General features: G+C 58.1%; 25 protein-coding genes and 1 pseudogene. 8 read left to right on the top strand and 18 right to left on the bottom strand.

What is annotated here, in order from left to right; all coding sequences use genetic code 11:
* The 4 genes and pseudogenes from AC1MEW_RS20420 (at window position 1) to AC1MEW_RS20405 (ending at window position 5,793) form a co-directional block, all read left to right on the top strand.
* Window positions 1–2,424 (top strand): efflux RND transporter permease subunit, encoded by a 2,424-nt coding sequence (locus tag AC1MEW_RS20420; protein WP_480423358.1) that lies wholly within the window; start codon window positions 1–3, stop codon window positions 2,422–2,424.
* A 137-nt stretch (window positions 2,425–2,561) separates the two neighbouring features.
* Window positions 2,562–2,651 (top strand): annotated as a pseudogene (locus AC1MEW_RS20415) (LysR family transcriptional regulator); the annotation flags it as partial.
* 39 nt (window positions 2,652–2,690) lie between these two features.
* Window positions 2,691–3,344 (top strand): LysR substrate-binding domain-containing protein, encoded by a 654-nt coding sequence (locus AC1MEW_RS20410; protein WP_480427296.1) that lies wholly within the window; start codon window positions 2,691–2,693, stop codon window positions 3,342–3,344.
* Window positions 3,345–3,666: 322 nt separating this feature from the next.
* Complete coding sequence (locus tag AC1MEW_RS20405) at window positions 3,667–5,793, top strand: TonB-dependent siderophore receptor (protein WP_480423356.1); 2,127 nt, start codon at window positions 3,667–3,669, stop codon at window positions 5,791–5,793.
* 1,967 nt (window positions 5,794–7,760) lie between these two features.
* Here AC1MEW_RS20405 and AC1MEW_RS20400 read toward each other — a convergent pair.
* Window positions 7,761–8,321, bottom strand: a complete 561-nt coding sequence (locus AC1MEW_RS20400) for a lipid-binding SYLF domain-containing protein (protein ID WP_201255392.1) — start codon at window positions 8,319–8,321, stop codon at window positions 7,761–7,763.
* Between the two features lie 516 nt (window positions 8,322–8,837).
* Between AC1MEW_RS20400 and AC1MEW_RS20395 the strand changes: the two genes are divergently transcribed.
* Window positions 8,838–9,209 (top strand): hypothetical protein, encoded by a 372-nt coding sequence (locus tag AC1MEW_RS20395; RefSeq protein ID WP_480423355.1) that lies wholly within the window; start codon window positions 8,838–8,840, stop codon window positions 9,207–9,209.
* A 62-nt stretch (window positions 9,210–9,271) separates the two neighbouring features.
* Here AC1MEW_RS20395 and AC1MEW_RS20390 read toward each other — a convergent pair whose 3' ends face one another.
* The 11 genes from AC1MEW_RS20390 to AC1MEW_RS20340 all read right to left on the bottom strand — a co-directional run bounded on the left by AC1MEW_RS20390 (window position 9,272) and on the right by AC1MEW_RS20340 (window position 20,377).
* The gene (locus AC1MEW_RS20390; protein WP_201255394.1) at window positions 9,272–9,556 is read right to left on the bottom strand and encodes a hypothetical protein; all 285 of its coding nucleotides are present in this window, start codon (window positions 9,554–9,556) and stop codon (window positions 9,272–9,274) included.
* Between the two features lie 306 nt (window positions 9,557–9,862).
* Window positions 9,863–10,093, bottom strand: a complete 231-nt coding sequence (locus AC1MEW_RS20385; protein ID WP_054050531.1) for a hypothetical protein — start codon at window positions 10,091–10,093, stop codon at window positions 9,863–9,865.
* Window positions 10,094–10,223: 130 nt separating this feature from the next.
* Window positions 10,224–10,445: a hypothetical protein gene (locus AC1MEW_RS20380; protein ID WP_201255395.1), complete on the bottom strand. Its 222-nt coding sequence runs from the start codon at window positions 10,443–10,445 to the stop codon at window positions 10,224–10,226.
* Window positions 10,446–10,517: 72 nt separating this feature from the next.
* Window positions 10,518–12,167, bottom strand: coding sequence for an ABC-F family ATP-binding cassette domain-containing protein (locus AC1MEW_RS20375; RefSeq protein ID WP_480423353.1), 1,650 nt, complete (start codon window positions 12,165–12,167; stop codon window positions 10,518–10,520).
* Window positions 12,168–12,419: 252 nt separating this feature from the next.
* Window positions 12,420–13,451 carry a DNA topoisomerase IB gene (locus AC1MEW_RS20370; RefSeq protein ID WP_322270893.1) on the bottom strand — a complete coding sequence of 344 codons (1,032 nt, stop codon included), beginning with the start codon at window positions 13,449–13,451 and terminating at the stop codon, window positions 12,420–12,422.
* Window positions 13,452–13,526: 75 nt separating this feature from the next.
* Complete coding sequence (modC, locus tag AC1MEW_RS20365; protein WP_480423351.1) at window positions 13,527–14,606, bottom strand: molybdenum ABC transporter ATP-binding protein; 1,080 nt, start codon at window positions 14,604–14,606, stop codon at window positions 13,527–13,529.
* A 3-nt stretch (window positions 14,607–14,609) separates the two neighbouring features.
* Entirely contained in the window at window positions 14,610–15,290 is a 681-nt protein-coding gene (gene modB, locus AC1MEW_RS20360; protein ID WP_322268405.1) for a molybdate ABC transporter permease subunit, read from the bottom strand.
* Window positions 15,291–16,058, bottom strand: a complete 768-nt coding sequence (gene modA / locus AC1MEW_RS20355) for a molybdate ABC transporter substrate-binding protein (protein ID WP_242486247.1) — start codon at window positions 16,056–16,058, stop codon at window positions 15,291–15,293.
* 281 nt (window positions 16,059–16,339) lie between these two features.
* The gene (locus tag AC1MEW_RS20350; RefSeq protein ID WP_480423349.1) at window positions 16,340–17,404 is read right to left on the bottom strand and encodes an NAD(P)H-dependent flavin oxidoreductase; all 1,065 of its coding nucleotides are present in this window, start codon (window positions 17,402–17,404) and stop codon (window positions 16,340–16,342) included.
* 132 nt (window positions 17,405–17,536) lie between these two features.
* A complete protein-coding gene (locus AC1MEW_RS20345; RefSeq protein ID WP_480423348.1) occupies window positions 17,537–17,887 on the bottom strand; it encodes a hypothetical protein in 351 nt (116 codons plus the stop codon).
* Between the two features lie 33 nt (window positions 17,888–17,920).
* A complete protein-coding gene (locus tag AC1MEW_RS20340; RefSeq protein WP_480423347.1) occupies window positions 17,921–20,377 on the bottom strand; it encodes an autotransporter in 2,457 nt (818 codons plus the stop codon).
* A 178-nt stretch (window positions 20,378–20,555) separates the two neighbouring features.
* Between AC1MEW_RS20340 and acuI the strand changes: the two genes are divergently transcribed.
* On the top strand, window positions 20,556–21,539 hold the full coding sequence (acuI, locus tag AC1MEW_RS20335; protein WP_480423345.1) for an acrylyl-CoA reductase (NADPH): 984 nt from the start codon (window positions 20,556–20,558) through the stop codon (window positions 21,537–21,539).
* A gap of 79 nt (window positions 21,540–21,618) precedes the next feature.
* Here acuI and ada read toward each other — a convergent pair whose 3' ends face one another.
* The 5 genes from ada to AC1MEW_RS20310 form a co-directional block, all read right to left on the bottom strand.
* Entirely contained in the window at window positions 21,619–22,695 is a 1,077-nt protein-coding gene (ada, locus tag AC1MEW_RS20330) for a bifunctional DNA-binding transcriptional regulator/O6-methylguanine-DNA methyltransferase Ada (RefSeq protein WP_201255400.1), read from the bottom strand.
* An 87-nt stretch (window positions 22,696–22,782) separates the two neighbouring features.
* Window positions 22,783–23,463 carry a DNA oxidative demethylase AlkB gene (gene alkB / locus AC1MEW_RS20325; RefSeq protein ID WP_322268408.1) on the bottom strand — a complete coding sequence of 227 codons (681 nt, stop codon included), beginning with the start codon at window positions 23,461–23,463 and terminating at the stop codon, window positions 22,783–22,785.
* Window positions 23,453–24,175: a 2OG-Fe(II) oxygenase gene (locus AC1MEW_RS20320; RefSeq protein WP_201255402.1), complete on the bottom strand. Its 723-nt coding sequence runs from the start codon at window positions 24,173–24,175 to the stop codon at window positions 23,453–23,455. The genes alkB and AC1MEW_RS20320 overlap by 11 nt, the downstream gene beginning before the upstream one ends.
* A gap of 126 nt (window positions 24,176–24,301) precedes the next feature.
* The gene (locus AC1MEW_RS20315) at window positions 24,302–24,478 is read right to left on the bottom strand and encodes a hypothetical protein (RefSeq protein WP_201255403.1); all 177 of its coding nucleotides are present in this window, start codon (window positions 24,476–24,478) and stop codon (window positions 24,302–24,304) included.
* Window positions 24,479–24,506: 28 nt separating this feature from the next.
* Window positions 24,507–24,812 (bottom strand): DUF1883 domain-containing protein, encoded by a 306-nt coding sequence (locus tag AC1MEW_RS20310; protein WP_101208500.1) that lies wholly within the window; start codon window positions 24,810–24,812, stop codon window positions 24,507–24,509.
* A 211-nt stretch (window positions 24,813–25,023) separates the two neighbouring features.
* Between AC1MEW_RS20310 and AC1MEW_RS20305 the strand changes: the two genes are divergently transcribed.
* Both AC1MEW_RS20305 and AC1MEW_RS20300 read left to right on the top strand, forming a co-directional pair.
* Window positions 25,024–25,380 carry a hypothetical protein gene (locus tag AC1MEW_RS20305; RefSeq protein WP_201203832.1) on the top strand — a complete coding sequence of 119 codons (357 nt, stop codon included), beginning with the start codon at window positions 25,024–25,026 and terminating at the stop codon, window positions 25,378–25,380.
* A 71-nt stretch (window positions 25,381–25,451) separates the two neighbouring features.
* Window positions 25,452–25,682, top strand: a complete 231-nt coding sequence (locus AC1MEW_RS20300) for a hypothetical protein (protein WP_201203830.1) — start codon at window positions 25,452–25,454, stop codon at window positions 25,680–25,682.
* Window positions 25,683–25,693: 11 nt separating this feature from the next.
* On the opposite strand, the gene AC1MEW_RS20295 is transcribed toward AC1MEW_RS20300, so the two are convergent.
* Entirely contained in the window at window positions 25,694–25,975 is a 282-nt protein-coding gene (locus AC1MEW_RS20295) for a hypothetical protein (protein ID WP_201196760.1), read from the bottom strand.
* Window positions 25,976–25,999: the final 24 nt, after the last annotated feature.

Genomic DNA, 25,999 nt, shown 5'->3' with positions numbered 1-25,999 from the left:
TTGAAAGACGACAAAACCCAAACCGTGATCGGCCGCCTGGAAGACTTTGACCAGGCTTCGGGCAACTTCGCCGAGCGAGCGATCTTCAACCATCGACCGCTGGTGATCCTGCTGTGTCTGTTGGTGACTCTGCTGCTCGGTTGGCAAGCCACGCGCATCGGCATCAACGCCAGTTATGAGAAGACCATCCCGACCGGACACCCTTATGTCGCCAACTTCCTGGAAAATCGCAGCGAGTTGAGTGGCCTGGGCAACTTGTTGCGGATCGCCGTGGAGGTCAAGCAGGGCAACATATTCAGCAAGGACTACCTCGACACCCTGGCCAGGCTCAACGATGAGCTCTACCTGCTGCCGGGCGTCGATCGACCTTACATGAAGTCGTTATGGACCCCGACCACGCGCTGGACCGCGGTGACGGAGGAGGGCCTCGATGGCGGTACGGTGATCCCCGACGACTACGATGGTTCTGCCGCCAGCATCGAACAAGTGCGGACCAACGTCGCCCGTTCTGGCGAGGTCGGCCAGTTGGTGGCCGGCAACTTCAAGTCCAGTGTGATCTTCGTGCCCTTGCTCGAAATCAGTCCGCAGACCGGAAAAGCCCTGGACTACGGCGAGTTTTCCCGGCAACTGGAAGTCCTGCGGGACAAGTACCAGACCGATGATCTGCGGATTCACATCACCGGTTTCACCAAAATTGTCGGCGATCTGATCGAGGGGTTGACCCAGGTACTGCTGTTCTTCGTGGTGGCGGTACTGGTGACCGTGGTGGTGCTCTATGGCTACACCCGTTGCGCGCGCAGCACCTTGGTGGTGGTGACGTGCTCGCTGGTGGCGGTACTCTGGCAGCTCGGTCTGCTCGCCATCCTCGGTTATGAACTGGACCCTTATTCGGCACTGGTGCCGTTTCTGGTGTTCGCCATCGGCATGAGCCATGGCGCGCAAAAGATGAACGGCATCATGCAGGACGTCGGTCGCGGCACCCACCGAGTGGTGGCCGCGCGTTATACCTTCCGCCGACTGTTCGCCGCCGGCATGACCGCGTTGCTCTGCGATGCAGTGGGCTTCGCGGTGTTGCTGCTGATCAATATCCGAGTGATCCAGGATTTGGCGATCACCGCCAGCCTCGGCGTGGCCGTGCTGATTTTCACTAACCTTATCCTGCTGCCGATCTTGCTCAGTTATATCGGTGTCAGTCCGGCAGCGGCACAACGCAGCCTGAGTTCGGAAACCGCCGAGCTGCAGGCGCAGATCAAGCATCCGTTGTGGCGTTTTCTCGATCTGTTTACCCAGCGGCGCTGGGCCGTTGGCGCCATGCTGGGCGGCCTGCTGCTGGCCGCGTTCGGTTTTGCCGTGAGCCTGCACCTGAAGATCGGCGATCTCGATCCCGGCGCACCGGAGTTGCGGGCCGACTCGCGGTACAACCGCGACGCGCTGTTCATGACTCGCAACTACGCAGCCAGCTCGGATATTTTCGTGGTCATGATCAAAACCCCGGAAGATCAGTGCACGCGTTACGCGAGTCTGTCCGCGGTGGATGCGCTGGCCTGGCGGCTGGAGCAATTACGGGGAGTGGAGTCGACCACCTCCATGGCGGCGCTGAGCAAGATCGCCACGGCCGGTTACAACGAAGGTAACTTCAAATGGTATGAGCTGATCCCCAATGACGGCGCGTTGGGTGCGGTGCAGACCCGCGCGCCGCGAGAGCTTTTCAATCAGGGCTGTTCGATGCTGTCGCTGTACGTTTACCTGGCCGATCACAAGGCCGATACCCTGAACCGGGTAGTGGAGGCCAGCGAGAAATTTATCGCTGAGCATCAGGTGCCAGAGGTCAAATTCATGCTGGCCGCGGGCAGTGCCGGGATCGAAGCCGCGACCAATATCGTGGTGAAAAAATCCATGCACGAGATGTTGTTCTGGGTCTACGGTGCGGTCAGCCTGTTATGCCTGCTGACCTTCCGTAGTTGGCGCGCAACCCTCTGCGCGATGCTGCCGCTGATGCTCACCTCGATTCTTTGCGAGGCGCTGATGGTGAGTCTGGGGATGGGCGTGAAAGTGGCGACACTGCCGGTGATCGCACTTGGCGTGGGCATCGGCATCGACTACGCGCTCTATGTCTTGAGCGTGATCCTCGCTCGAATGCGCGCCGGTGACACCTTGGCTCAAGCCTATTATCAGGCGCTGCTGTTCACCGGCAAGGTGGTGTTGCTGACCGGCATGACACTGGCGGTCGCGGTGTCGACCTGGGCCTTCTCGCCGATCAAGTTCCAGGCCGACATGGGCATCCTGCTGGCTTTCATGTTCCTGGTGAACATGCTCGGCGCCTTGATCCTGTTGCCGGCATTGGCCTGGCTGCTGCTGCCGCAGAAGGTCTTCGCAAAAAAGCCTGAAACGAGTCTGCTTGCGCAGTTAGTCAAGGAGAGCTGAAGGGCTCGGCAAAGAGGCACACCGCGACAACGCCCCGGGTAAATCCGCAGCGTTGTCGCGGTCGGTGCCGCAGCGAGAACTGCCCCGACCCAGGCGCCAACGGCTGGCGAGTATGAGAACTTCGCTCCTTTGTAAAAGTGGCTCAGTGCGGCGGTTTCAGTCGCGCGGCGAAAGAGCTTTTCATCGCCCAGCCAGCCCTGAGTCGGCAGATCGCCAAGTTAGAAGAGCAGTTGCAGGTGGCACGGTTTATTCGGCATGGAAGGGGAGTGGAACTCACCGCCGCCGGCGCGCGCCTGCTCGAACGCGCGGACGTGATGCTGCGCTATATGGAAGAAACCGCCGACCATGTGCGCAACAGTGCGTTTGAAGAGCGTGGGAATCTGGCGGTTGGGTTGCCGCCTGCAATCGTTACCATCGTTGGGCCGCAGTTGATTCGGCGTTTTCACGAACGCTGGCCGAAGGCGTCATTGCATGTACTGGAAGGCTTGAGTACTTCGCTGCAGGAGTGGTTGCTGGATGGCCGGAGCCAGGTGGCGGTGGTGTACAACCAGCCGCTGCTTGAGGCTTTCGATGTGCGACCGATTTTCAGCGAGCGGATGGTATTGGTCGGACCACCAGGGGAGTCGCCAAAATCGGTGCGTATCATGGGCCTGGCGGATTTTCCGCTGATCCTTCCTGGTTTACCCCATAGCAACCGACGCCTGATCGAACAGGTAGCGGCGCAAAACGGATTCCAGTTGAATGTCGTATTCGACGTGGACAGCGTCAGTTTGACCAAACGCATGGTTGCCGAAGGCATGGGCTATTCGATTCTTGCCCACGCCGCAGTCCAGGAGGATATCGCCAATGGCATTCTGGTGGGGCATGCCATTGAGAGACCCGGCATCCGGTCTACCGTTTCGCTCACTACGCTCAGGTAGCGCAGAAACAGTCGCCTGGCGTTGAGTTGGGAAAAAATTCTGTTGGAAACTTTAGAAGAGCTTGTGACGGTTGGAGCCTGGAAGGAGGCTACTCTTTGGCTTGGTAGAGAGGGCGCGTGAGAGAGCATCACGTAAGCATCGTAGCGAAAATTCAGTGGATGGCGCACCGCTTGTTTCGCCCATTCTCCGAATGACGTGATGAGTTGTCCATAGGCGTTAATGGGAATAAGTTTTAATTGCGAATGGTTTTGTATAGCATGCACGGGTCTTTATTGGCGTTTTTACCCTGTGCATTGGCCTATTCGTAAAGGTTTTCCTCTCCATGCGTCGAACCCTGTTTTCCATTTGTGTACTGCAAGCGTTGTCGTCTTCCTCATGGGCTGAACAAACGGATGTAGCCCCCTCAACGCTTGAGCTGGACGCCACCGATGTTATCGGTACCGCGAGTTACGAAAGGGCGGACGGGCCGGTTCAGGGTTATCGGGCAACGCGCTCGGCCAGCGCCACGCGCACCGACACGTCGATCCATGAAACCCCGCAATCGATCAGTGTGGTCTCGAAGGACGCGGTCGAGGATCTCGGAGCGACCCGTTTGCAGGAAGCGCTGGACTACGCCGGGGGCGTGGGGCGGGCGAACAATTTTGGTGGGCAGGGCCTGACCACATTTACAGTTCGTGGCTTCACCACTGGCGAGTTTTACCGCAACGGTTTTCCGATCAATCGCGGCTACCCGAACATGCCGGATGCCAACTCTATCGAGCGCCTTGAAGTGCTGCGCGGCCCGGCAACCTTGCTCTACGGTCGAGGTGATCCTGGCGGGACGTTTAAGGTAGTTTCCAAACAGCCGCTACCCGAGCGCACCGTCATCTTGGGCAGTCAATTGAACGATCAGGGCATGAAGCGCGGCACGCTGGACGCTTCCGGCCCGCTCGACGAAGAAGGCCGCCTGGCTTATCGACTGAACGTAGTGGGCGAGGGCGGCGACACCTTCCGCGATCACGTCGAAACCGAACGCTACGGTATCACTCCTGTTCTGACGTGGCAGGCAACCGATGCGACCAAGCTCATTTTCGAAGGCGATTTCATGCGCAACAACGCGCCTCTGGATCGAGGCGTTACGCGTTACGCCAGACAGATTGGCACCGCCTCCCGCGACAGTTTTTTCGGCGAAAAAGACGTTGGCAAATTGCACAACGACAACAACATGGCGCAACTGCGTTTCGAACACATGCTCAATGACGACTGGACGCTGGGGGGCGGCTTCCAGTGGCTTGATGGTTCGCTCAAGGGCAACGCGGTCGAGGCCAACGGTATTGCCGATGACGGCTGCACCTTGGGGCGCAACTTCAACTATCGCAAACTGGAGTGGACCGACAAGGACACCCAACTCAATTTGACCGGCCATTTCGATACCGCTGGTTTGCAGCACACTTTGCTCACTGGTATCGAGTACGAAGATTACGACTACAAGTCGATCATTCAACGCTCCAGCGGTGCTGTCGGCGCGTACCCGATCGACATCTTCGATCCGGTGTACGGCCAGCCGCGTCCGGCGCTGACTCGAACGCCGACTCATGACAAGGAAAACCTCAAGACGTATGCCGCGTTCGTGCAGGATCAGGTGGCACTGACCGACAAACTGAAAGTGCTGGCAGGGGCGCGTTTCGAACGTTTCGAACATGACTACGAAACCTACGTGCCGGGCGGCAAGAGCTGGCAGGCCAGTGACAACGCGGTGACCCCGCGCATTGGCGTGACCTACGATTTGACCGAGACATTAGCGGTCTACGCCGACACCGCGCGATCGTTCAAGCCCAACACCGGCGCAAGCCGTCTCGGCGGTGGGTTTGCGCCGGAGAAGGGCAAGTCTTACGAAATGGGTATCAAGTGGGAAGCACTGGATGAGCAGTTGAGTGTCGATGCGGCGATCTATCAGATCGAGAAGCGTAACGTTTTGACCTCCGATCCCGTTGATTCGACCTTCAGCGTTGCTGCCGGTGAAGTGCGAAGCCGCGGTTTCGACGTCAACGTCGCCGGTAACCTCACCCCCGAATGGCGCGTGATCGGCGGCTACGCCTATGTTGATGCCGCGGTGACCAAAGACAACGTGCTGCGCTCTGGCACGCGCCTGCTGAACATCCCGAAAAACAGCTTCAGCCTTTTGAATATGTATGAGTTCCAGGACGGCACCCTCAAGGGACTCGGCCTGGGCACCGGACTCAAGTACGTCGACGAGCGCGCTGGGCAAACCGCCAACACGGCGTTTTCGATGGGCAGCTACACCGTCGTCGACTTGCTCAGCTTCTACAAGATCAATGACAAGGTGCGGCTCAATCTCGACGTGAAAAACCTGTTTGATCGCGATTACGAAGAAGGCGCGTTCGGCAACGTATACGCCTATCCGGGTGCGCCACGAACCGTGCAAGTCGGTATTTCCTACACCTTGTAACGCGCCTTGCTGGCGCACGCTGCGCTTGCTCGATGAGGTCGGATACGCCGCTCTCTATCTTCATTGGTATTCCGGTCCAGGTGTCTGGATCTGGCCCTGTCGAGCGATCAGTATGTCGAAATCAGACTTAAACATGTAGTGAGCAGGTTATACGGATTTAAGACGAGTCCCGTACGGTTGCGCATAAATTTGTCGCCGTGTGGTCGTACTCCCTGGAGCTGGGTGTTCGTGCCCCAGGCCGAAATAACCGATCGCTTTAGTGCGCCAGTTAAAGCTGGCGGCGGAAAGTCGATGAAAGTTCGATACTGGTAAGAAATGGCGAATCAACCAGACCCCGAGTCATGCATGTTGCACCGTGAGGTGCAGGGTGAAGCGTTGACAGGGGAAACCGATGGGCCAGCCATTGAGCCGCATAATCAGGAATCCAGGATGTCGATGCTGTTAAGCGAAACAGAAGGCAATTCGGAGCATGGCGTTAACCGGCCAGCAGATTGCCAGGTTTTCACACAGTCTGTACTGAGCGGCGTTTTTGTTTGCGCGTAGTTTGTTGGGCTGCGTCGAAAGAGAGATCACAACCTCTGTTTCCGTTCCGGCGCTTCCTGCGGAAGCTGCCTCTAAACCCGTTCTTCAGGCCTGTAGGTGTAGGCAAGAGACCATTCGAAAAGTTAGGCGCTGGTCGAAAAGCAATACTTCATCCAGGGTGTGGGCTGAAGTGTGGGCTGGCAGGTTTTTTCTAAAAGCCAGAAACGACAAAGCCCTGAAAAATCAGGGCTCTGTCGTATATAAGATGGCGGAGGCGATGACATCTCTTATTGTGTCTCAAGTCCACCAAATCATCCTGGCGTATCAAGATATCAATGAGCTTGTCGCCTAACAGGTTCCAACTGCGACCCGTTTCTGCTTCATGCGGTGCTCTACTGCGTTCCAGTCGTACCATTGGAAAAGTCCACTTACCGAAGGGCCCCTTTCGCGTGGATGACCACACTCGAATTTTCCATGGCGATTACTCGGTGGAAACCGGTAGCAACGCTCATTACTGAGTCTGCTCGCAGACTGAGGGTACACATAGAGGTAGAAAAATTTTCGACCTAAAAATTTCCCTTTATTTTCAATAACAATGAGAAAGGTTCGATTCCGGCTTCGGCACCATCTTAAATCAAGGGTTTGCGGGCGAAAGCTGATGCAAACCCTTGTTTGTTTCTGGGTCGCAAAAATAGACATGGGTCGCAACTCACTTGGTTGGCGACACTTTTTTGCTCTTGCCCGCCACATCAGAAAGAACACTCCAGTGGTTGTTGCTCGGACGGCTCGTGCTCCATGTCCGTTCACTTGACTCAAGTAACGGCCAACGTCGTTTGAGGATGTTAAAGCTGTTCCGGACAGGCGGGCTGAGCGTGCAGCGCTTTTTCGTTTCTGGTAGTCAGCAAAAAGCCTGGACGTTGCCAGGCTTCATTGGAAAATCACTCAGCGCGAATAAAGCTTCCTCACTTGCTCCGTGCGTTCGAGAGAGAATTTACTCTTTCGCCTTTGAACCCAACTCCAGAAGGCGTGTATGGGGTGAAGAAAGGCTGCAAGTACGCAAACCAGCATGATGATGAAGAGTGAAATCAGCGGGAAGCTTTCGTGCGAGAACATGGTGGGTTACTCCTGTATTCACTATGTCGGAATACTTGAGGGTAGTCAGCTAAGCCCATGTTTGCATGAACATTCTTTAAAGGTTTGTTCATTTTTAATGACTTGAAATATGCATCTTTAGCTGTTATTCGCGTAATTTTGCCACTCAGTCATGAGTCAATCGCCAGAGCTGATCCGGCTCGTGCTTGATTGGATCAGCATTACGTTATGGTCGATTCCTGCCTGTTACGTCTGACAGAAATCGACCAGAACGAGATTTACCTGACCGGGCAACCAAACCTGTGTTGGCGTAGGCCGCCATCACTCGCTCGAGCCCAACCAAATAGCTGGTTTTAGCGCTTGATCAGGGAAATCTTCGTGCCTTCGATGCTGACCCCGGCCATTAACCCTTGCTGGTCGAAGATGAACGCGTACGCGTCGTCTTTCAGCGTCGAGCTGGACAGGTTTTTCGAAATCCCTTCATCAACCACAACAACAGTTGGCCCTACACCGATTTCCCAACCTTTGGTCTCACTTACATATTTCACAGCTTTGTCGGTCATCAGAAAAACCACATAGCCGTACGACTGAGCGCCTGCCTGCAGCCCCCATGATCCGGTGACGGAGTTGTAATAACCCGCTACTTTCGAGCCTTTCAATAGTTCACCTTCGCCATAGCTGCCGCCGAACACAAGGCCCGCCTTGATGATATTGGGGAAGACAAGCACCGCTTTGGCTTTGTGCGAGATGGTTTCGGCGAAAGGAGTGGCTTTGTAGAGATTTTGCAACGCTTGCCGAGAGCTGGCATTCAGATCTTCGGCGGTGGCTGCACTTGCATTGTTCAGGAGGCTCGCCGATGCCAATGAGGCAGTCGCGAGGAAGAGCGATAGGAAGAACCGCATTGATTGAGTCATTTCCGTACTCCGATAAGGGAGCATTGGATGAGAGCAGTAGACAGCGCCTGCGTCAGGCAGGAACCAAATCTACTGAAAGTTACCCGGCGCACCCTAAAGTGTGTGAATCGCAAGCTTCGCTCTTGAAGGAAGCAGGCCAAAGGCTGCTGATCAGTCGCGATGCCGTCAATTGTATTGACCACTGTGTAACGGCCGGGTTCGTCGTCAGAAGTTGCTTTTGGCCAATAGCAGTGATTCCGGTGTTCAACTACGCATTGGTTTTTGTTGATTTTGTAATGCCTGGAAGGGAGTAGGTCGGAATTTTGCATTGCGATTACGCTGTGGAGAGCTGAGCGTGGGAATAGGCTGTTTGGCTGGCGGAGCGCCGGAGGCAGCAAGCCCTGCTTGGCATCGTAAGAAAGTGCCGGTTCAGTTCCGTCTTCGGGCACCCCTATATATCGAAGGCCTGCATGAGGTTTATCATGCAGGCCTTTGTCGTTTTCGTTTCGCTATTTTTGACAGCATGGAGCTTCAGTTTTGATTTCAGTGATGAAAAAAGCAGTATTTGTATTCGGCGCATTGTTGGGGCTGAGCTACATCCCGATCTCCGTGGCCGAGGTATTTACCGATCGAGAAATCGCCGTCAAGGTCATCGCGGGGCAGAGGGCTTGTTCCCACGTGTACCCTGCGGGCACCTATTCCTTTCAGAACTTCATGAATAACCCGGAAATGGAGCTGGCGGATGAGGTAAAAGCAGAAACACTCACTGCCGAAAAATCGGCGGACTATCAAGAAGAAATACGCTTGGCTCAGGAGGAGATGGAGAGTGACGTGACCGGTAGAGCGGCACTTTCCCTTCTTTGCTCGTACTACAAAGCGCTCAAAGGATTTAGTTTTTGGCGTGGGTAAGGTGGACTTTGTGCTGCAGGGTAAATACATCGGGCCGATCAGATCGGCCCGAGAATGAGGGTCTAGACGAATGCCTGGCCGCGAAATCCGCGCGGCAATCTTTGCCGCCCGGTCATGGCGGTCAGCCGCTGAACCCACTCCGCGCGCCAATCATTTGCAGTATGAGTAACCTTGGCTTTACGCGCCGCGCGTCGTGCAGCATTGCGCTCGTCTTTGCGCGCGTCCTTGAACGCATCGGTGTTGCGGCAGCTTCTGCATTTGACCTGGGTGAGTACGTTACTCGAAACCAGTTTGGTGCCTGTATGACCGCAGGCAAGATGCCCGCCAACTTTGAAGTGAGTGACCATTGGAACGTCTCCTTCGTGACGTGTGTTCGTTTGACCTCCCGCCGCCGGCGGCGTTCGTTAATGAAATTCAGGGCAAAAAAAAGCCCGCATGCGGGCGGGCCAAGGGATTCTTCAAAGGAGTAGGGCCACAGTAGGGCGTGCGTTGTGAACGCTGTGTGAAAGGAATGTCGCAAAAAAAAGCCCAGCACCAGGCCGGGTTGCGTTGTGGCAGGAGGCTATCAGGCAGGCAGGGTCTCGGTGACAAGATTGTCGCCGTTCATGCTTCCTGAATCAGGCCTGTCCTTGAGTCGGGGTGTCCGGTTTGAACTATCTGAACCGTGGCAGCGGCGGTTCGACAGGGCGCAGCGAAGACAGCGTGCTGCGAATCAGCGGTGCGTCTTTCTCGATGTCGTTCAGTCGGTCACGAATTTTCAGGGCCGTAGGGTGCCCGCCTTGATGATCGACCCAGTCGGCAATTTCCTTGCAAGCGGCCGCGAGGCGAGCCTGACGAGAGTCAAGCAGGGTGAGCAGGGTGGTGATGGACTCTTTTTCGGACATGGCAAACACCTCCTTCGAAGGAATCTGACAAGTGGCAGCAAAAAGCCCGCGGGTGCGAGCTCTCTGCTGATGGGGTCGCTGGTCCTTCAGCTGATTTCAGTATAGACCCGGTAAAAAATTATGAACTTTTTCAGCTTTGCCGAGCTGTCACTTGTGAGCGGGCATTGAGCTGGCGGCATTCACGTCGGGCATCTTCTTCAACATCGAAACCGTCACCGATGAAGCCGCGGGTGCGGGTGTCAGCGATGCGGTACCAGACGGCGGCATCGGGTGGCGCGTGGCTGACTTCTCCGGCTCGGCGGCCATGGATGATGATTTTGTTGCAACGCTTCACAACGAAAATGTCTTCCATGGCACCACCGCCGCTAATTCGTGTTCAGATCAACTATAGAAGCCCTTTGCAATCGTGCAAAAAATAGTCAGGTCAGTTCGTCGGCTGGCTGCCTGATGGATCGGCGACAGGTTGTAACTGCCAACCCTCTGGGTGCCAATTCAAAGTGTGGGTCGGTGCCAGCGCCGTGAGAAAGGCCTGATCGTGGGAAACCGCGATGATCGCGCCGGGAAAACTCCGTAAGGACTGTTCGAATGCCTCTATGGATTCAAGATCGAGATGATTGGTCGGCTCGTCGAGCAATAACAATTGCGCCGGTATTTTGCGCCAGAGCGCGATGGCGATGGCCGCTTTGAGCCGTTCGCCGCCACTGAGCGAGCCGCTCGGCCGGGTGACGCGGCGTGCATCCAGTTGCAACTGAGCCAGGTGACTGCGCAATGTACCCTCGGTCAACGGTGTGTCGAGCAGGCCCAGTTGCTCGACGATGGAGCGTTGATCGTCTACTAAGGCCAGTTGCTGATCAAGAAAAGCACTGGGGACATGGGTGATGCATTGCCCACTGCGGGGCGGATAGTCGCCGGCCAGCATGCGCAACAAGCTGGATTTGCCGCAGCCATTTGGGCCGCTGACGGCAATGCGCACAGGGCCTGCAAGTGACAATGTCAGGCGGGACGCAGACCAGGGCGGCTGTGCATCCACCAGCGTTATTACCTGTCGAGTTGTCGGTACCACGGTGCCTGGCAGACTCACCACCACGCATTCTTCTGGCAGCACCTTGGCATTGGCTTCCCGCACCTGTGCGTCGAGCCCGTTTTTACGGGTTTTATGCGCTTGACGCACCGGCCCCATGGCGTCCCTTGCCGAGCCTTTCATCTTGGCCCGCTCAAAGCCTGAGACATTGGCGATGTCAGCTTTTTTAAGTGTTCCAGCCGCGTGTCGCTGGATCGTGTCGTGCTCGCGTTGCAATCGGCTACGTTCGCGAATGCGTTCGGTTCTGGCCTGGTCGAGGACCATTCGAGCGGCGCTCTGGTCGATCTCCCGTTGTGCCCGAAACGCCGGGTAGTTACCGCCAAAGACCTTCGCGCCGTGCGGGGTCAGCTCGATGATTCGTTGCATGCGGTTCAACAGCTGCCGATCATGGCTGATCACGATCAAACCGCCGCGCCACTGTTCAAGCGTATGCATGAGCCAGCGGCGTCCGTCAGCGTCCAGATGGTTGGTGGGCTCATCCAGCACCAGCATCTGCGCGTCGCTGAGAAGAGCGCCGATCAAGGCGACACGAGCTTGCTGTCCTGCGCTAAGGGTGTGTGCCAGATGTTCGGGACCGATTTCGCCCAGGCCAGCCTCATCCAATAGCAGGCGCAAGCGTTCGGGCAGGTCCCAGCGGTCTGCCAGGGTGTCGAAATCTTCGCTGGTGGCATCGCCGAGATTCAGTCGGGCAAGAGCCTGGAACGCTGGTGCGCAACCGGTGGCGCTGGCGACGGTTTGCCCTTCGATGATCGGAAACGTTTGTGGCACATACGCAATGTGGCCCTGACAAGTCAGGCTTCCGGATGAAGGGGCGAGTTGCCCGGCAATCAACCGCGCAAGGACGCTCTTGCCAATGCCATTACGGCCGACGATCGCGGTGGGAACGCGGTCGAAACTCAGGCTCAGTGAATCGAAAACAGTTTCGCCGTTGGCGAACTGAAAACCCAATTGGTTCAGGGAAACGAGTGCAGGCAGACGCGTGACGTGAGTCATCGGCACCTCCAGAAAATGTCGAAAAACCAACAAGCGCCGTTGGCAGCTTGTCGCGAGAACATTTTGGAAGGCTTAGTTGTTCACGTTTGCGGTCGTCCTGAGAGATGAGCAGGCCGCAAGCCTAGTCGAGGAATCCAACTCGATCAAGGTCCCGCGTAGGAGCTGCCGAAGGCTGCGATCTTTTGACCCTGTTTTTAAAAGTCAAAGTCAAAAGATCGCAGCCTTCGGCAGCTCCTACGGGAAATGTGGCGTCTAAGGCGCGGCGCTGAGCATTTTCTCCAGGTACATCGCCAGTCCGACTTCTTCGGCCCGGAGCCCTTTTCGTACCCGCGGCCGAGGCAATTGGGCCAATGCGCCGAGCAGAAATCCATCCACCACCGCCGGGTGGATGTAGCATTTGCGGCACACCGCCGGAGTGTTGCCCAGCTGCTTGGCGACATTTTTGACCATCTCAACCACATGCCGCTTGGCGTCGGATTCCGGCTCCCATTGCAGTTCTCGCAATAGCGCCAACGCCAGAGCGCTGCCGGCCCAGGTGCGGTAGTCCTTGGCAGTGAAGTCGGCACCGGTGAGGGTTTGCAGGTAGGCGTTGACGTCGGAGGAGCTCACGGTGTGGCGCTCGCCGTTTTCGTCCAGGTACTGAAACAGGTTTTGCCCGGGGATTTCCAGGCAGTGCTTGACGATCCGCGCCAGGCGTCGGTCTTTCACGGTGATCTGATGTTCGACGCCGCTTTTGCCACGGAACTGGAACTTGATTGCACTGCCATTGACCTCGACATGCCGACTGCGCAGGGTGGTCAGGCCATAGGAGCGGTTGTCCCTGGCATATTGGGTGTTGCCGACGCGGATCAGCGTCGCATCGAGCAGCGTGATGACCGTGGCCATGACCTTGTCGCGGCTGAAGCCAGGCGCTGCCAGCAGGGCTTCCAGCTGTTTGCGCAGTTTCGGCAGGGCCAGGCCGAAATCCCTTAGGCGCGAGTACTTGTCGGCATCACGCACCTCGCGCCAGCGCACGTGATAACGGTATTGCTTGCGACCCCGGGCATCGCGGCCGGTGGCTTGCAGATGGCCGCGCGGGTCGGCGCTGATCCACACGTCGGTGTAGGCCGGCGGCACTGCCAGGGCGTTGATGCGTTTGATTTCGACAGGGTCGCTGATGCGTTGACCCGCCGGATCGAAGTAACAGAATTTGCCGCGCAGTTTTTTGCGGGTGATGCCGGGCTGAGTGTCATCGACGTAATGCAGGTCGGGCGGCAGCACATCGGTCAGCGCGGTATCGGGCATGGCGGTGGTCCTGGGCAGCAATTCGAGGGCTTGTACAGCCATTGACCGCGCGCTGTCGCCGTGGTGCCAACGAATTCAGGCCAGTACGGCCACCGCTTTGATCTGGGCCCAAAGTTGTTGGCCGGGATGGATGCCCAGTTGATCGCGGGAGTAGCGGGTGATTCGCGCCAACAGCGGTGTGCCGCCAGCCTCAAGGCGAATCAGCACGTGGGCCGCGTTGTCGGCGCCCAGTTCACTGACCACTGTGACCGGCAAGCGATTGAGGATACTGCTGTGTTCGACGCTGTGCAGGCTCAAGCTGACATCCCGCGCCTGCACTTTGCAGCGCAAGGCTTGCCCTTCGGTCATTGGCGAATGGGCGACCCGAATGCTCAGGGCGGTGTTCGGCAGTTGCAAGGTCAGCAGTTGATAGTCGGCATCGTAGGCACTGACGTGGCCCTCGATCACTACGCCGGCGTCGTCACCCATTGCCAGCGGCAGGTCGAGGCGGGCCAGGGTTTCGCCGATCGGGCCGCTGGCCAGGGCCTTGCCTTCACTGAGCAGGACAATGTGGTCAGCCAATCGCGCGACTTCATCCTGGGAATGGCTGACGTAGAGCACCGGAATATCCAGTTCATCGTGTAGCTGTTGCAGATACGGCAGGATTTCGTTTTTGCGTTGGCTATCCAGCGCCGCCAGCGGCTCATCCATCAGCAACAGTTTCGGGCTGGTGAGCAGGGCGCGAGCGATGCCGATGCGCTGGCGTTCGCCACCGGACAGGTGCTGCGGATGACGGTCCAGCAGATGGCTGATGCCCAGCAGTTCGGTGGCGTGCGCCATATCGACCCGGCGTTGCTGCTTGGGGATGCGTTTGAGGCCGAATTCCAGGTTGGCCAGCACCGACAGGTGCGGGAACAGGCTCGCCTCCTGGAAGACGTAACCGATTGCACGTTTGTGCGGCGGGACGAAAATCTTCTTGCTGCTGTCTTGCCAGACTTCATCGTTGACCTGGATGAAGCCTTCTTCGGCTTGCTCCAGACCAGCAATGCAGCGCAGGCAGGTGGTTTTGCCCGAGCCGGAGTGGCCAAACAACGCAGTGACGCCACGGCCAGGCAGTTGCAGATCCACATCCAGGGCAAACCCCGAATAGTGCAGTTTCAGGCGCGTTTGAATCATCGATCAGCTCCAGCCAGCTTTGGTTTTACGGCTGGAGTAGAGTGCCAGCAATACCAGGAAGGAGAACACCAGCATCGCCCCGGCCAGCCAATGGGCCTGGGCGTATTCCATGGCCTCGACATGATCGTAGATCTGCACCGACACCACACGAGTCTTGTCCGGAATATTGCCGCCGATCATCAGCACCACGCCGAACTCGCCGACCGTATGGGCGAAGCCGAGAATGGCGGCGGTGATGAAACCGGGGCGGGCCAGCGGCAGGATCACGCTGAAAAACGTGTCCCAAGGATTGGCGCGCAAGGTGGCGGCCACTTCCAGTGGGCGAGTACCGATGGCGGAAAAAGCGTTTTGCAGCGGTTGCACCACAAACGGCATCGAATACAACACCGAGCCGATCACCAACCCTGCAAAACTGAATGTGAGGGTGCCCAGCCCCAGTGACTGGGTGAACTGACCGACGAAGCCGTGAGGCCCGAGCGCCAGTAACAGATAAAAGCCAATCACCGTGGGCGGTAGGACCAGGGGCAGGGCGACGATCGCCCCGACCGGGCCGCGTAACCAGGAACGGGTGCGCGACAGCCATAACGCAATTGGAGTGCCGATAACCAAGAGGATGACGGTCGTCAGGGACGCCAGTTTCAGGGTCAGCCAGATGGCGGAAAAATCGGCACTCGATAGCGTCATTTAGAGTTGGTAACCGTAGGACTTGATGACAGCAGCGGCTTTCGGACCCTTGAGGTATTCAACCAGTGCCTTGGCGGCCGGGTTGTCTTTGCCTTTGTTGAGGATCACCGCGTCTTGTTTGATCGGGTCGTGCATGCTCGCCGGAACGATCCAGGCCGAACCGCTGGTGACTTTGCCGTCTTTGTAGATCTGCGACAAGGCCACGAAGCCCAGTTCGGCATTACCGGTGGAGACAAACTGGTAAGCCTGAGTGATGTTCTGACCTTCGACGATCTTGTCCTTGACCTTGTCGGTCAGGCCTTCTTTGGCGAGCACCTGAGTCGCAGCCAGGCCATAAGGCGCGGCTTTCGGGTTAGCGATGGACAGGTGCTGATATTCGTTTTTCTTCAGCACGTCGCCCTTGGCATCGACGTAACCTTCCTTGGCCGACCACAGCACCAGGGTGCCGATGGCGTAGGTGAAGCGCGAACCTTTGACGGTGTCGCCTTCGGTTTCGAGTTTTTGCGGGGTGGTGTCGTCTGCCGAGAGGAACACTTCGAACGGCGCGCCATTTTTGATCTGGGTGTAGAACTGACCGGTCGCGCCATAGGCCGCTACCAGTTTGTGCCCGGTGTCTTTTTCGAAATCGGCGGCGATCGCCTGGATCGGCGCGGTGAAGTTGGCAGCAACCGCCACCTGGACTTCATCCGCCTGGGCCGAGCCCAAAGCGAATACAGCGAGCAGGCTCGCCAGGCAAGTAGGGGCGAAACGTGAGGCACGAATGGTCATGAAACGGCTCCGTGGTAGGCAAGTGCAGTGGGCAGTTTTTATAGGGGGTGAACTGCGCCGATGCGAGGGGTGAAACGCTATATATCGGAATATATAGCGAAATGCCTGTAAACGGAACTTTGCCGGCGTGGCTGAATGTTGACGCTGCACCTGTGGCGAGGGAGCTTGCTCCCGCCGGAGCGCGAAGGGCCCCCGCTTGTTCCCGGAAAAGAAGGGGACTGCTGTGCAGTCCGACGGGAGCAAGCTCCCTCGCCACAATTTTTGTATTCGCGTTGGGAGATTTAGCGGCCAGTTAGTTTCGCCAGCGCTTCTTCAGCCAAATACTTTGTTAGCTCAGCCGTCGTCAGTTCAACGCCCAGAGTGAACGCCTGCCCAGCCCACAGATTGGCGAATTGCGCCGGTTCCTTGGCCCGCAACGGCATCAGTGCACCACCGGCCAGCGGAAAGGCTGGTGCCTTATCGCTCATCGGCCCCAGTTCACGCATCACCCGATTCAGAATCCCCCGCGCCGGGCGCCCGGTGAACAGGTTAGTGATTGCCGTCTCGCTGTCCTTGGCCGTGCGCAACGCCTTGTGGTGGGCCGCGCTGATCTTGGCTTCCGGGGTGAACAAATACGCTGTACCCACCAGCACCGCCGAGGCGCCCAGGTGAAACGCTGCGGCAATCCCTCGAGCGTCACCAATCCCGCCCGCGGCAATCACCGGGACTTTCACCGCGTCGACGATCTGCGGCACCAGTGCAAAAGTGCCCACCTGACTGCTTAAGTCTTTACTGAGAAACATCCCGCGATGACCGCCAGCCTCGTAACCCATGGCGATGATCGCGTCGCAACCGTGTTGCTCCAGCCAGATCGCTTCTTCAACATTCGTCGCCGATGACAGAATCTTTGCGCCGGTGGCTTTTACCCGATCCAGTAGCGACTTCTCTGGTAGCCCGAAGTGAAAACTCACGACCGTCGGACGAAATTCCTCGATGACTGCGCAAGCCGCGTCATCGAACGGCGCCCGATTGGATACCGGCGTCGGTGCGTCGAAATCGATGCCCAGTTCGCGATAGTACGGCTCCAGCAGATTTTTCCAGTCCCGGGCCTTTTGCTCATCGGCGGCTGGCGGTTGATGGCAGAAGAAGTTGACGTTGAACGGGTGCTGGCTGTGCTGGCGAATGGTTTTCAGCTCTTCGCGCAACTGCTCGATACTCAACATCGCGGCGGGCATTGAACCCAGCCCACCGGCGTTGCTCGCCGCAATTACCATCGATGAATCGGTCGCGCCGGCCATGGGCGCCTGAATAATCGGCAGTTCGATCCCGAGCAGGTCAAGAATGCGGGTGTCTGGCCATTGGCTCATTTGAAAGCTTCTCCGACGTCAAAACAGGGCAGGGACGGTAGTGCCGGTTTTGTATCAGCAATGATGGCTGCCAGGCCAGTTGGTTTTTCTGAATGGTCGGCGTCGGTTTTTCTGAAAGGCCTGAGTCGCAGCTTATGCCTTGGGCAGCCAAGGTGCAGCGAGTGCCAGCCCTCCAAGGCCGCCACGACGGACACAGGCCAGTACCGGCATCCACGCCAGATCGGTCAGACGAACCTGGGCACCAGGCACCACGCGCACTTCTCCGGAGGAACCACCCGCCGGGCCTGCATCGGGAATATAGACAGAGAACCAGTCGTGCTGTTGCTCAAGCACCAGGCAGAACAGGCAGAACAGGCAAACATCGGCAGCAGTTTGTGAATCGGTCCGCGCAACAGGCGCACGGCTTTTTCCAGCAGCAAAAAGATCAGCACCAGTGGCAGGATGCAGTCCCCCGGCCACTGTGGTTTTGATAAAACGAAACATGACTGCCCCTTTCAACGGTTATTCAACGGGATTTCAACGACGATGCAGTCCGCCGCCGCCGCCACCGCTAAACGAGCGATTCATGACCTGGGAAGAGTTGTGATAGTTGTTGAAGCGTTCGTTGCCGGCAGAGCGCGCCGCTGAATCGCGGTTGAGGTTCTGAACCTGTTGGGTATTTGCAGGATTGACCCGCGTCGCACCGCCCTTGACCATCGACTGCCAGCCGTCGTTGGTCTTTTTGTAGACGTTACCGTCATGCCCGGCGTAGACATTGTCGCCAATCTTGGCGGCGCTGCTATTGCGCCCTTGGACACCTTTGTACTGGGTGGTGTTGCCGGTGTTGGGGTTGTAGACCGCACCGCGGCTGGCAGTGACTTGAGTGCCATTGCGTACGTTGCCCGCCGTGACTTTCTGACCGGCAATGACCCCGCCGTTGGGACCTGCCGCGACCCCGCTGCGTCCCGCCGCATAGTTGCCGGTGTAGACGTTGTGCACTGCGCCGCGCTGGCCAGCCGTGGCGACACCTGTGCGTGAGTTGTAGGAAGAACCGACCTGGCCGGCCCAGCGATTGCCGGTCCAGGCGTTGTAGCCGGCACCGTAGTGGCTGACCGAGGCGCGATCACCCCATTGGCGGTAGATGTTGCCCGTGCTGCCGGCCCAACCCCCCGGACCCCAGGCCACCGCGCCGCCGTGATAACCATAGGCCGCGCCACCCCAAGGCATTGGCGCTGGATACAGGCGTGGTCCCCAAGCGTAACCCCAGCCGTAATTGCCCCACCAAGGGTAGGCGCCCCAGCCCCAGCCCATAGCCACGGTGCTGCCTCCCCAACTCCAGCCGAAACCGAAACCGAAGGTCCAGCCAGTCCAGGGCGTGTAGCGAATCGCGACGCCAAAACCGTAGGTCACTGGCGGCCCGTACCAAACGTTGCCGACCCAAGGTGTGTAAGGGTAACCGGTGCCATAGACCACCACACCGCTGGCCGGGTCCACCGTAGAGCCTTGGTACCCCGGCGTGTAACCCACCACCACGGTGTCGCCGTTGGCTTCATAGACTTTGACATAGGTGATGTAGTGCATCGGTGAACTGGGCGGAATCGAGTAAATCATCGCCGGCACCGAAGTCGCCACCGACCATGGCCCCAGAACCGAAGTGGCGCTGAACCAGATACCGTTCTCGACCGCATACCAGCTATTGGCATCGACCATGATGATCGGCGTTGGCGTGTTCACCACATATTGCAGCGGCGTACCGCTGATAGGCTTGAGTTGCGGTTGACCATCGAACTGCGGCGCGGTCATTTTCACCTGGCTTTTCTTTATTGCCGAGGTCTGCGGGATGGTTGCCGCAATCGCTGCTTCCCGGGCCTGAGGTGTGCCGGCCACCGAGGCTTTGACGTTCTCTTTGGCGCTGTCATCGGGGATGTTGGCGAAGTCGGCCGGTAATTTGTCCGCCGGGGCGAAGGTCCAGGGCCCTTTCAAGTCAGCCGCTTTGAACCAGCGTCCGGAGATCAGCACATAGCTGTCCTGATCGCCGACTTCCTTGAAGATATGCCCGGTGGTGTTGGTCACATAGAGCAGTTGGGTGCCCTGGATCGGCTGCCATTGAGGTGCGCCGTCGGTGACGATCAATTCAGTGGGCGCAGTTGCGATATGAATCTGTGGGATCGGTGGCTTGGCCAGTGTCGGAATTTTGTCCTTCGGGTCGCTCTGACCTGTTAGCAGATCCACCTGACGACTCTGGATTGCCGCTTTCTTGGCTTTTTCCAGATCGGCTGAAGGCGAGGGCAGTGGTGTGTACTGGCCGCCCAGTTCATCGGCCACCATCCAGCCATCGAACACATGCAGATAATGTTTGCCCTGGGCATCCTTGAGCAGCAACGGACGGGTGTTGATGACCCGCTGCAACGCAGTGCCGTCCACCGGCCGGTAAGCCGGCTCGCCATCGATGTACACCAGCAGCGCCGGGACGTCGGAAGTGATGATGGTCGGCGGGGTATTTTCAATGGGGTCGCTGCTGGATTTCTGCTCGGCAGCGAGTACGCCGACGGCGGCTTCGAGCTGATCCAGAGAAATGGTTTTCTTGCGGCTCGCCGCGTCTTTTTTCAGCGCGGCGACCCAGCTATCTGCCTGCGCTGCGCTGGATGGGAAGTCTGCTTTGGTGAGGGTGTATTGATCGAGAACGACCCAGCGTGTGGCCTTGTCCACCAGGGTGTGAGCGCTGAACTGCACAATGCCGTAGGTGGATTTGCCATCGGCCCCGGTGGCCTCGACCGCTGCCCGCGCCTGCAGGGTATAGCCGTCCCAACTGTCGAGTTGCGGCTGATAGATCGTCAGCTTGGTATCGCCGGCGGTCAGTACCTGCGGCCAGGTCGGGCTCGCGGGAGCCTGTGCGGCGGGAGTTGCCGAAGCGGCTGGCGGTGCGGCCTGGACGCTACCGAAAGCCATCAGGCAAAGCATCAGCAAAACGGTTAGCGAGCGAGGATAAGGCATTGTCAGCTCCATCGACGGGGCGGTTTTTCAGGTATTTCAGGGCCGCGAAAAAAGCATAGCCGCCGGTATCGGAAATGCTCGGTGGATTTAGGGATTGGATGAAAGTCGGGTAGGGCAATGTGTTGCTTTGTGTTATTTCAAGGACACCACACCTTCAACGAATCCATTGGAGACAGCGATGTTCAAAGGCATTTTGATCGACAAAGACGACAGCGGTTACCGGGCCACGCTGCAAGAGATCAGTGAGGATCAACTGCCCGAGGGCGACGTGACGGTGCGCGTGGCGTACAGCACGCTGAATTTCAAGGATGGCCTGGCGATCACTGGTAGCAGTCCGGTGGTGCGAAAATTCCCCATGGTGCCGGGGATTGATCTGGCAGGCAGCGTCGAAGTCAGTGAGCACCCGGACTACAAGGTCGGTGACCAGGTCCTGCTCAACGGCTGGGGAGTAGGCGAAGGACATTGGGGCGGACTGGCGCAGAAAGCGCGGCTCAATGGCGACTGGCTGATTCCACTGCCGAAGGCCTTCACGGCGGCTCAGGCCATGGCAATCGGCACGGCCGGTTACACGGCGATGCTCAGCATTCTGGCGCTTGAGCACAACGGTGTAACCCCGGAGCAAGGCGAAGTGCTGGTGACAGGCGCCAATGGTGGGGTCGGCAGTTTCGCTATCGCACTATTAAGCAAACTTGGCTATCGGGTGGTGGCGTCCACCGGCCGCACCTCGGAACACGACTACCTCAAACAGTTGGGCGCCAGTGAGATCATTGATCGCGCGGCCCTGTCCGAACCGGGGAAACCCTTGGCCAAGGAACGCTGGGCCGCCGTGATCGATTCGGTCGGCAGCCACACCTTGGCCAACGCCTGCGCCAGCACTAAGTCCAACGGCACCGTCGCCGCGTGTGGTCTGGCGCAAGGCATGGACTTTCCGGCCTCCGTTGCCCCGTTCATTTTGCGCGGTGTAACCCTCGCCGGGATCAACAGTGTGACCCAACCTAAAGCAAAACGAGTTCTGGCCTGGAATCGTCTGGCCGAGGATCTGGACTTCGCCTTGCTGCCACTGATTAGTCGCGAAATTGGCTTGAGCGAAGCCATCGAAGCCGCTCCGCGCTTGCTCGCGGGTCAGTTGCGAGGAAGGGTTGTCGTCGACGTCAATCGCTGACAATGTAGGCGCCGTTGCGGCTCGTCAGGGCCGCAAATCCCAATCAAAGGAGTGGCGCGGCAATGGAAGGCAAACAGGTTTACGTGCAGCCGTTCAGCGCTTCACGATCCAGCAACTGGCGCTTACGCTCCACGCCCCAGCGATAGCCCGACAGGTTGCCGTCGCTGCGTACCACTCGGTGACACGGGATCGCCACTGCAAGGCTGTTCGCACCGCAGGCCTGGGCCACGGCGCGCACCGCTTTTGGCGAGCCGATGCGCTGGGCGATGTCGGCGTAACTGGCGGTGCTGCCGACGGGAATCTCGCGCAAGGCTTGCCAGACACGCTCCTGAAACGCCGTACCACGCACGTCCAGTGGCAAGTCCAGGCCGATGGCCGGTGCTTCGATGAAACCGACAACCTGGGCGATCAATTGCTCAAATCCGTGATCGGCGCCAATCAGATTGGCCCGGCGAAACTTGTCCTGCAGATCGCACACCAATTGGTGTGGGTCGTCACCCAGAAGAATTGCGCAAACACCCCGATCACTTTGCGCCACCAGAATCGCTCCGAGCGAGCACTGGCCGACGGCAAAACGAATGTCGTTATTCTGGCCTTCGGCGCGGTAGTCGCCGGGCTTCATGCCCAGCAATTGATCGGCGGCTTCGTAGAAGCGGCTGTTGGAATTGAAGCCCGCGTCATACAAGGCATCAGTCACCGAGCCGCCATCGCTCAAACGCTCGCGAACCCGGCGTGAGCGGTGGGCGCTGGCATAGCCCTTGGGCGTCAGGCCGGTAACGGCTTTAAACACGCGATGGAAATGGAAACTGCTCAGGCCTGCGGCGTCGGCCAGTTCACTCAGCGCCGGCAGATTCTCGGCCGATTCGATCTGACGGCAGGCAGCTGCCACCGTGGCGGCATGTTGGGCGGCGAGGTCAGTTTGATCCTTTGCAGTGCGTTTGCTGGGGCGGTAACCCGCGGCCTGGGCCTGCTCGGCCGTCTCGAAAAATTCGACGTTCTGCGGTTTCGGCAAGCGCGCCAGGCTGCTGGGGCGGCAATAGATACCAGTGGTTTTCACCGCGTAGACAAACTGCCCGTCAGCCGACGGGTCGCGAGCTACAACGGCGGCCCAGCGTGGGTCGTTTTCGGTGGCGATCTGGTTCGAAGAGGTGGTCATGGCTTCATGTCCGTTGACGGGTTTCAAACAGATTAAGCAGTCGGTCGTGATGCAGCACTCCGTGTCTTGCGGTCAAACTCGACGATTTCATCCAGCAATACGAAACGTAAAGTTGATCCGTTGCTCGCCCAGTCGCGGATGCTGTCCGTCCTTGATTGGCAACACACCGTGGTAACGCAAACGATCGACACCGCCCCAGACCACGATGTCACCGTGAAACAACGGCACCCGCTGGCTCTTGTCGCTACGTTCGAAACCGCCAAACAAAAACATCGCAGGTAAGCCTAGCGACACTGAAACGATCGGCGCGGCGTAGGAACCTTCGTCTTTATCCTGATGCAATGACATCTTGGCCCCTGGGATGTAGCGGTTGATCAGGCAGGAATCAGGCACAAAGTCCTGAAATCCTGCTTCTTGCGCCGCCGTTTGCGCCAATTCGAAAAACACCTCGGGCATTTCGGGCCAGGGTTGCCCGGTTTGTGGATCGTTGCGGGTGTAGCGGTAGCCGCTGCGGTCGGTGGTCCAGCCTAGTGTGCCGCAACTGCTCAGCGCCACCGACATGGTAAAGCCGCCGGGCGTGACCATTTGCCGAAACGGCGCGGCCGCCAGAACCTGTGCCAGTGCCGGCAACAGTCGGTCGATCAGGGGCAGTGCAAAGCCTCTGAGGACGTAGGACTGTTCGCCGATCTGCTCGCGCCTGGGCGGCTGCTCGGGCTCGAGGTCGACGAATAAATCGAGGGTGATCGGGGTCATTGGGTCATAGCGCATCGTGAAAGATGATTCCAAGGGTATGCCGTTTTCCGCTGTGCAGGCGACTGACGCCGTGGCGCAGGGTCACGCGGTAATAACCGCGAACGCCTTTGACCGGGCGCTGGTTGACGGCAAAGATCAATCCGTCACCTTTCTTTAGTCCGATTACCTGAGGGCGCGACTGCATGCGCGGGCGCTGCTCGGTCAGCACGAACTCGCCGCCAGTAAAGTCTTCATCCGGTTCTGACAGCAGAATCGCCACTTGCAGTGGGAAAACGTGTTCGCCGTACAGGTCCTGATGCAAGCAGTTGTAGTCCTGAGGGCCGTATTGCAGCAACAACGGTGTCGGCCGCTCCTGACCGGCGGCATGGCAGCGTTCGAGAAACGCTTCGTGGTTGTCGGGGAAACGGGTCGGCAGGTCCATGTGCTCGTACCAGCGATTGGCGATGGGCACGAGACGAGGGTAGAGCGCACAGCGCAGCCGGGCGACCGTGTCCGGCAACGGGTATTTGAAGTACTTGTACTCCCCGCGCCCGAAACCGTGACGGGCCATCATCACCTGCGAGCGGAATGGCTCGTGCCGTGAGTAGAGTGCGCTCACTTCGTCGCAAGCCTCGTGGCTCAACAACGAGCGAATGATGGCGCAGCCGTCCTGGTCGAGTTGTTGTTCCAGCAAGGTCCAGTCTGGCGTAGAAAAGCCGTCGATAGAGTGAGCCGGGAAAGTAGACATGTTCTGACGCCTTAACCAAAGGTTGAGGCGGCCAGTCTGGCAGGCGGCGATTGAGCGAACACTCCGGCGCTTGCGGTCGAATATCAGGCGGGGGAGCAGACGTCCATGTTGCCGCTCCCGATCTCGTTACAGCGCTTTGCTGACGCTGATGTCGCTGATCACGTCTTCGCTTGAACCGTGAATCGCGTCCAGCGCGGCTTTGGCTTCTTCCTCAGTACCCTTTTCAAGCTGGGCAAATTCGAAGCGGCGTTCGCCGTTGAGTTTGTATTTGATGACGTACTTGGTCGTTTGGGCCACGGTCATGACTGCCTGTTCACGTGTATGGGCGTACTCAGCTCAGTTTTGTGCTGGAACGGCGGACGATTTTGATTGAGTGAGTCAGGGTCGGCTTGCGCGTCACGCTGATGGCCTTGCGGCTGTTGACCATGTCGATGGTGATGTTCCAGAAACCGGTGCTCGGTGCAGTAATTCGTGCCGGGAAGGTGTCGAACGCTCCGCCGTGATAAGTGTGGCGGCCGCCATTCTTGAAGCTGCGGAAGTTGGCGTCGTTCATCAAGCGGATGTTGCAGGTTTGGGAGCACTGGATGACGACAATGTCGTCCTCATTGAGGTGCTCGCGCTGGTGGATAAATTTCATGAGGCGCCTCCAGAAGGGCTTTTTCTACAAAATCAAAACGATAGCAGGGCAATGGGCGCAGTTTATCAGCCCGAACAGGTTATTATCTGGCTGTCGACGTCGTGTTTGACAATTAAAAACAGTTATTCGGAATTCTATGAGCGATAAAAGCAACGAGCCTCGGAGAAAAACAGCATTTACGCTGTCGGAGGGTCTTTATCGGAGGTTTTGTATGAAGTGGGGTGTTCTGGTCCTGCCTTTGGCGCTAGCGGTGAGTGGTTGTGCAAATGTCGCAGAAATCAACGAGTCGCTGCCGACCATGAGTGTGATCTCAGGCAAAAAGCCCCATGAGTACGCGCAGTGCCTGGTCGAGAAGCTGGCGTCCAGCCGTGGCGCCTTGCAGCTTGAGCCGCACAAGGACGGTGTGCGAGTGATCGTACCCGGCAAATTTTCCTCGGGTCCGGCGGCCGTTTTCGATATCGAAGAACGCTCCAGTGGCAGCAGCATCAAGTTGCATGAGCGCATGTCCAACGTGCCAGTACGTCCTAAGGATGTACAGGGCGCCGCCAACGCGTGCATTTCCGGCTGATGGACTATCGGCAGTCAGCCTGATGCCGCCAAAGCGTTGCTTTGGCGGCATTGTCATTTCTGGAGTCACGCATGAAGCGCGAGCAAATACGGGAACGCCATGCAGAGGGCCATATCTCTGCCACGCACGTTATTCAGAACCCGGCCAATTCCGGGGAATGGATCGTGTTTTTCAAGAAGAGCGCCGGGCGCAGCTATTTTCTGGTGGATGAAAACGATGAAGTTGAATCGTTCGCCCGCCTGGACGATTTGATCGAGACCGTGCGCGGCCTCGGGATCAAATTTGCCGAAATCCACATGTAGGGCAGGGCGCCCTACTTGCAGACCACCACTACGCTGCGGTTCTTGAAGTTGCCGACATCCACACCCAGGGTCTTGTCGCTTTCCTTGGTGGCGGGGCTGCCGTTGGTGCTGACGATTCGGTAGCCGGTGCCAGCACACGAGTCATCGGCTTTTTCGTAGCAGGTGGCCCAGGAGTTGGCTTCTCCGGAGCAGTCGATGCTCAGGCCCTGCTCGCCGTTTTTCAGGTAAGTGCTTTCTGATGTGGCGCAGCCAGTGAGCGCCAGTACCGCAATCAGTGCCAGAAATTTGTTCATGTCGTTGTCGTCGTCAAGGGAAGG

It is taken from the genome of Pseudomonas sp. ASL4, assembly GCF_056680395.1.
The sequence above is the reverse complement of the archived record's forward strand: the minus strand, read 5'-3'. Positions and strand labels throughout refer to the sequence as shown.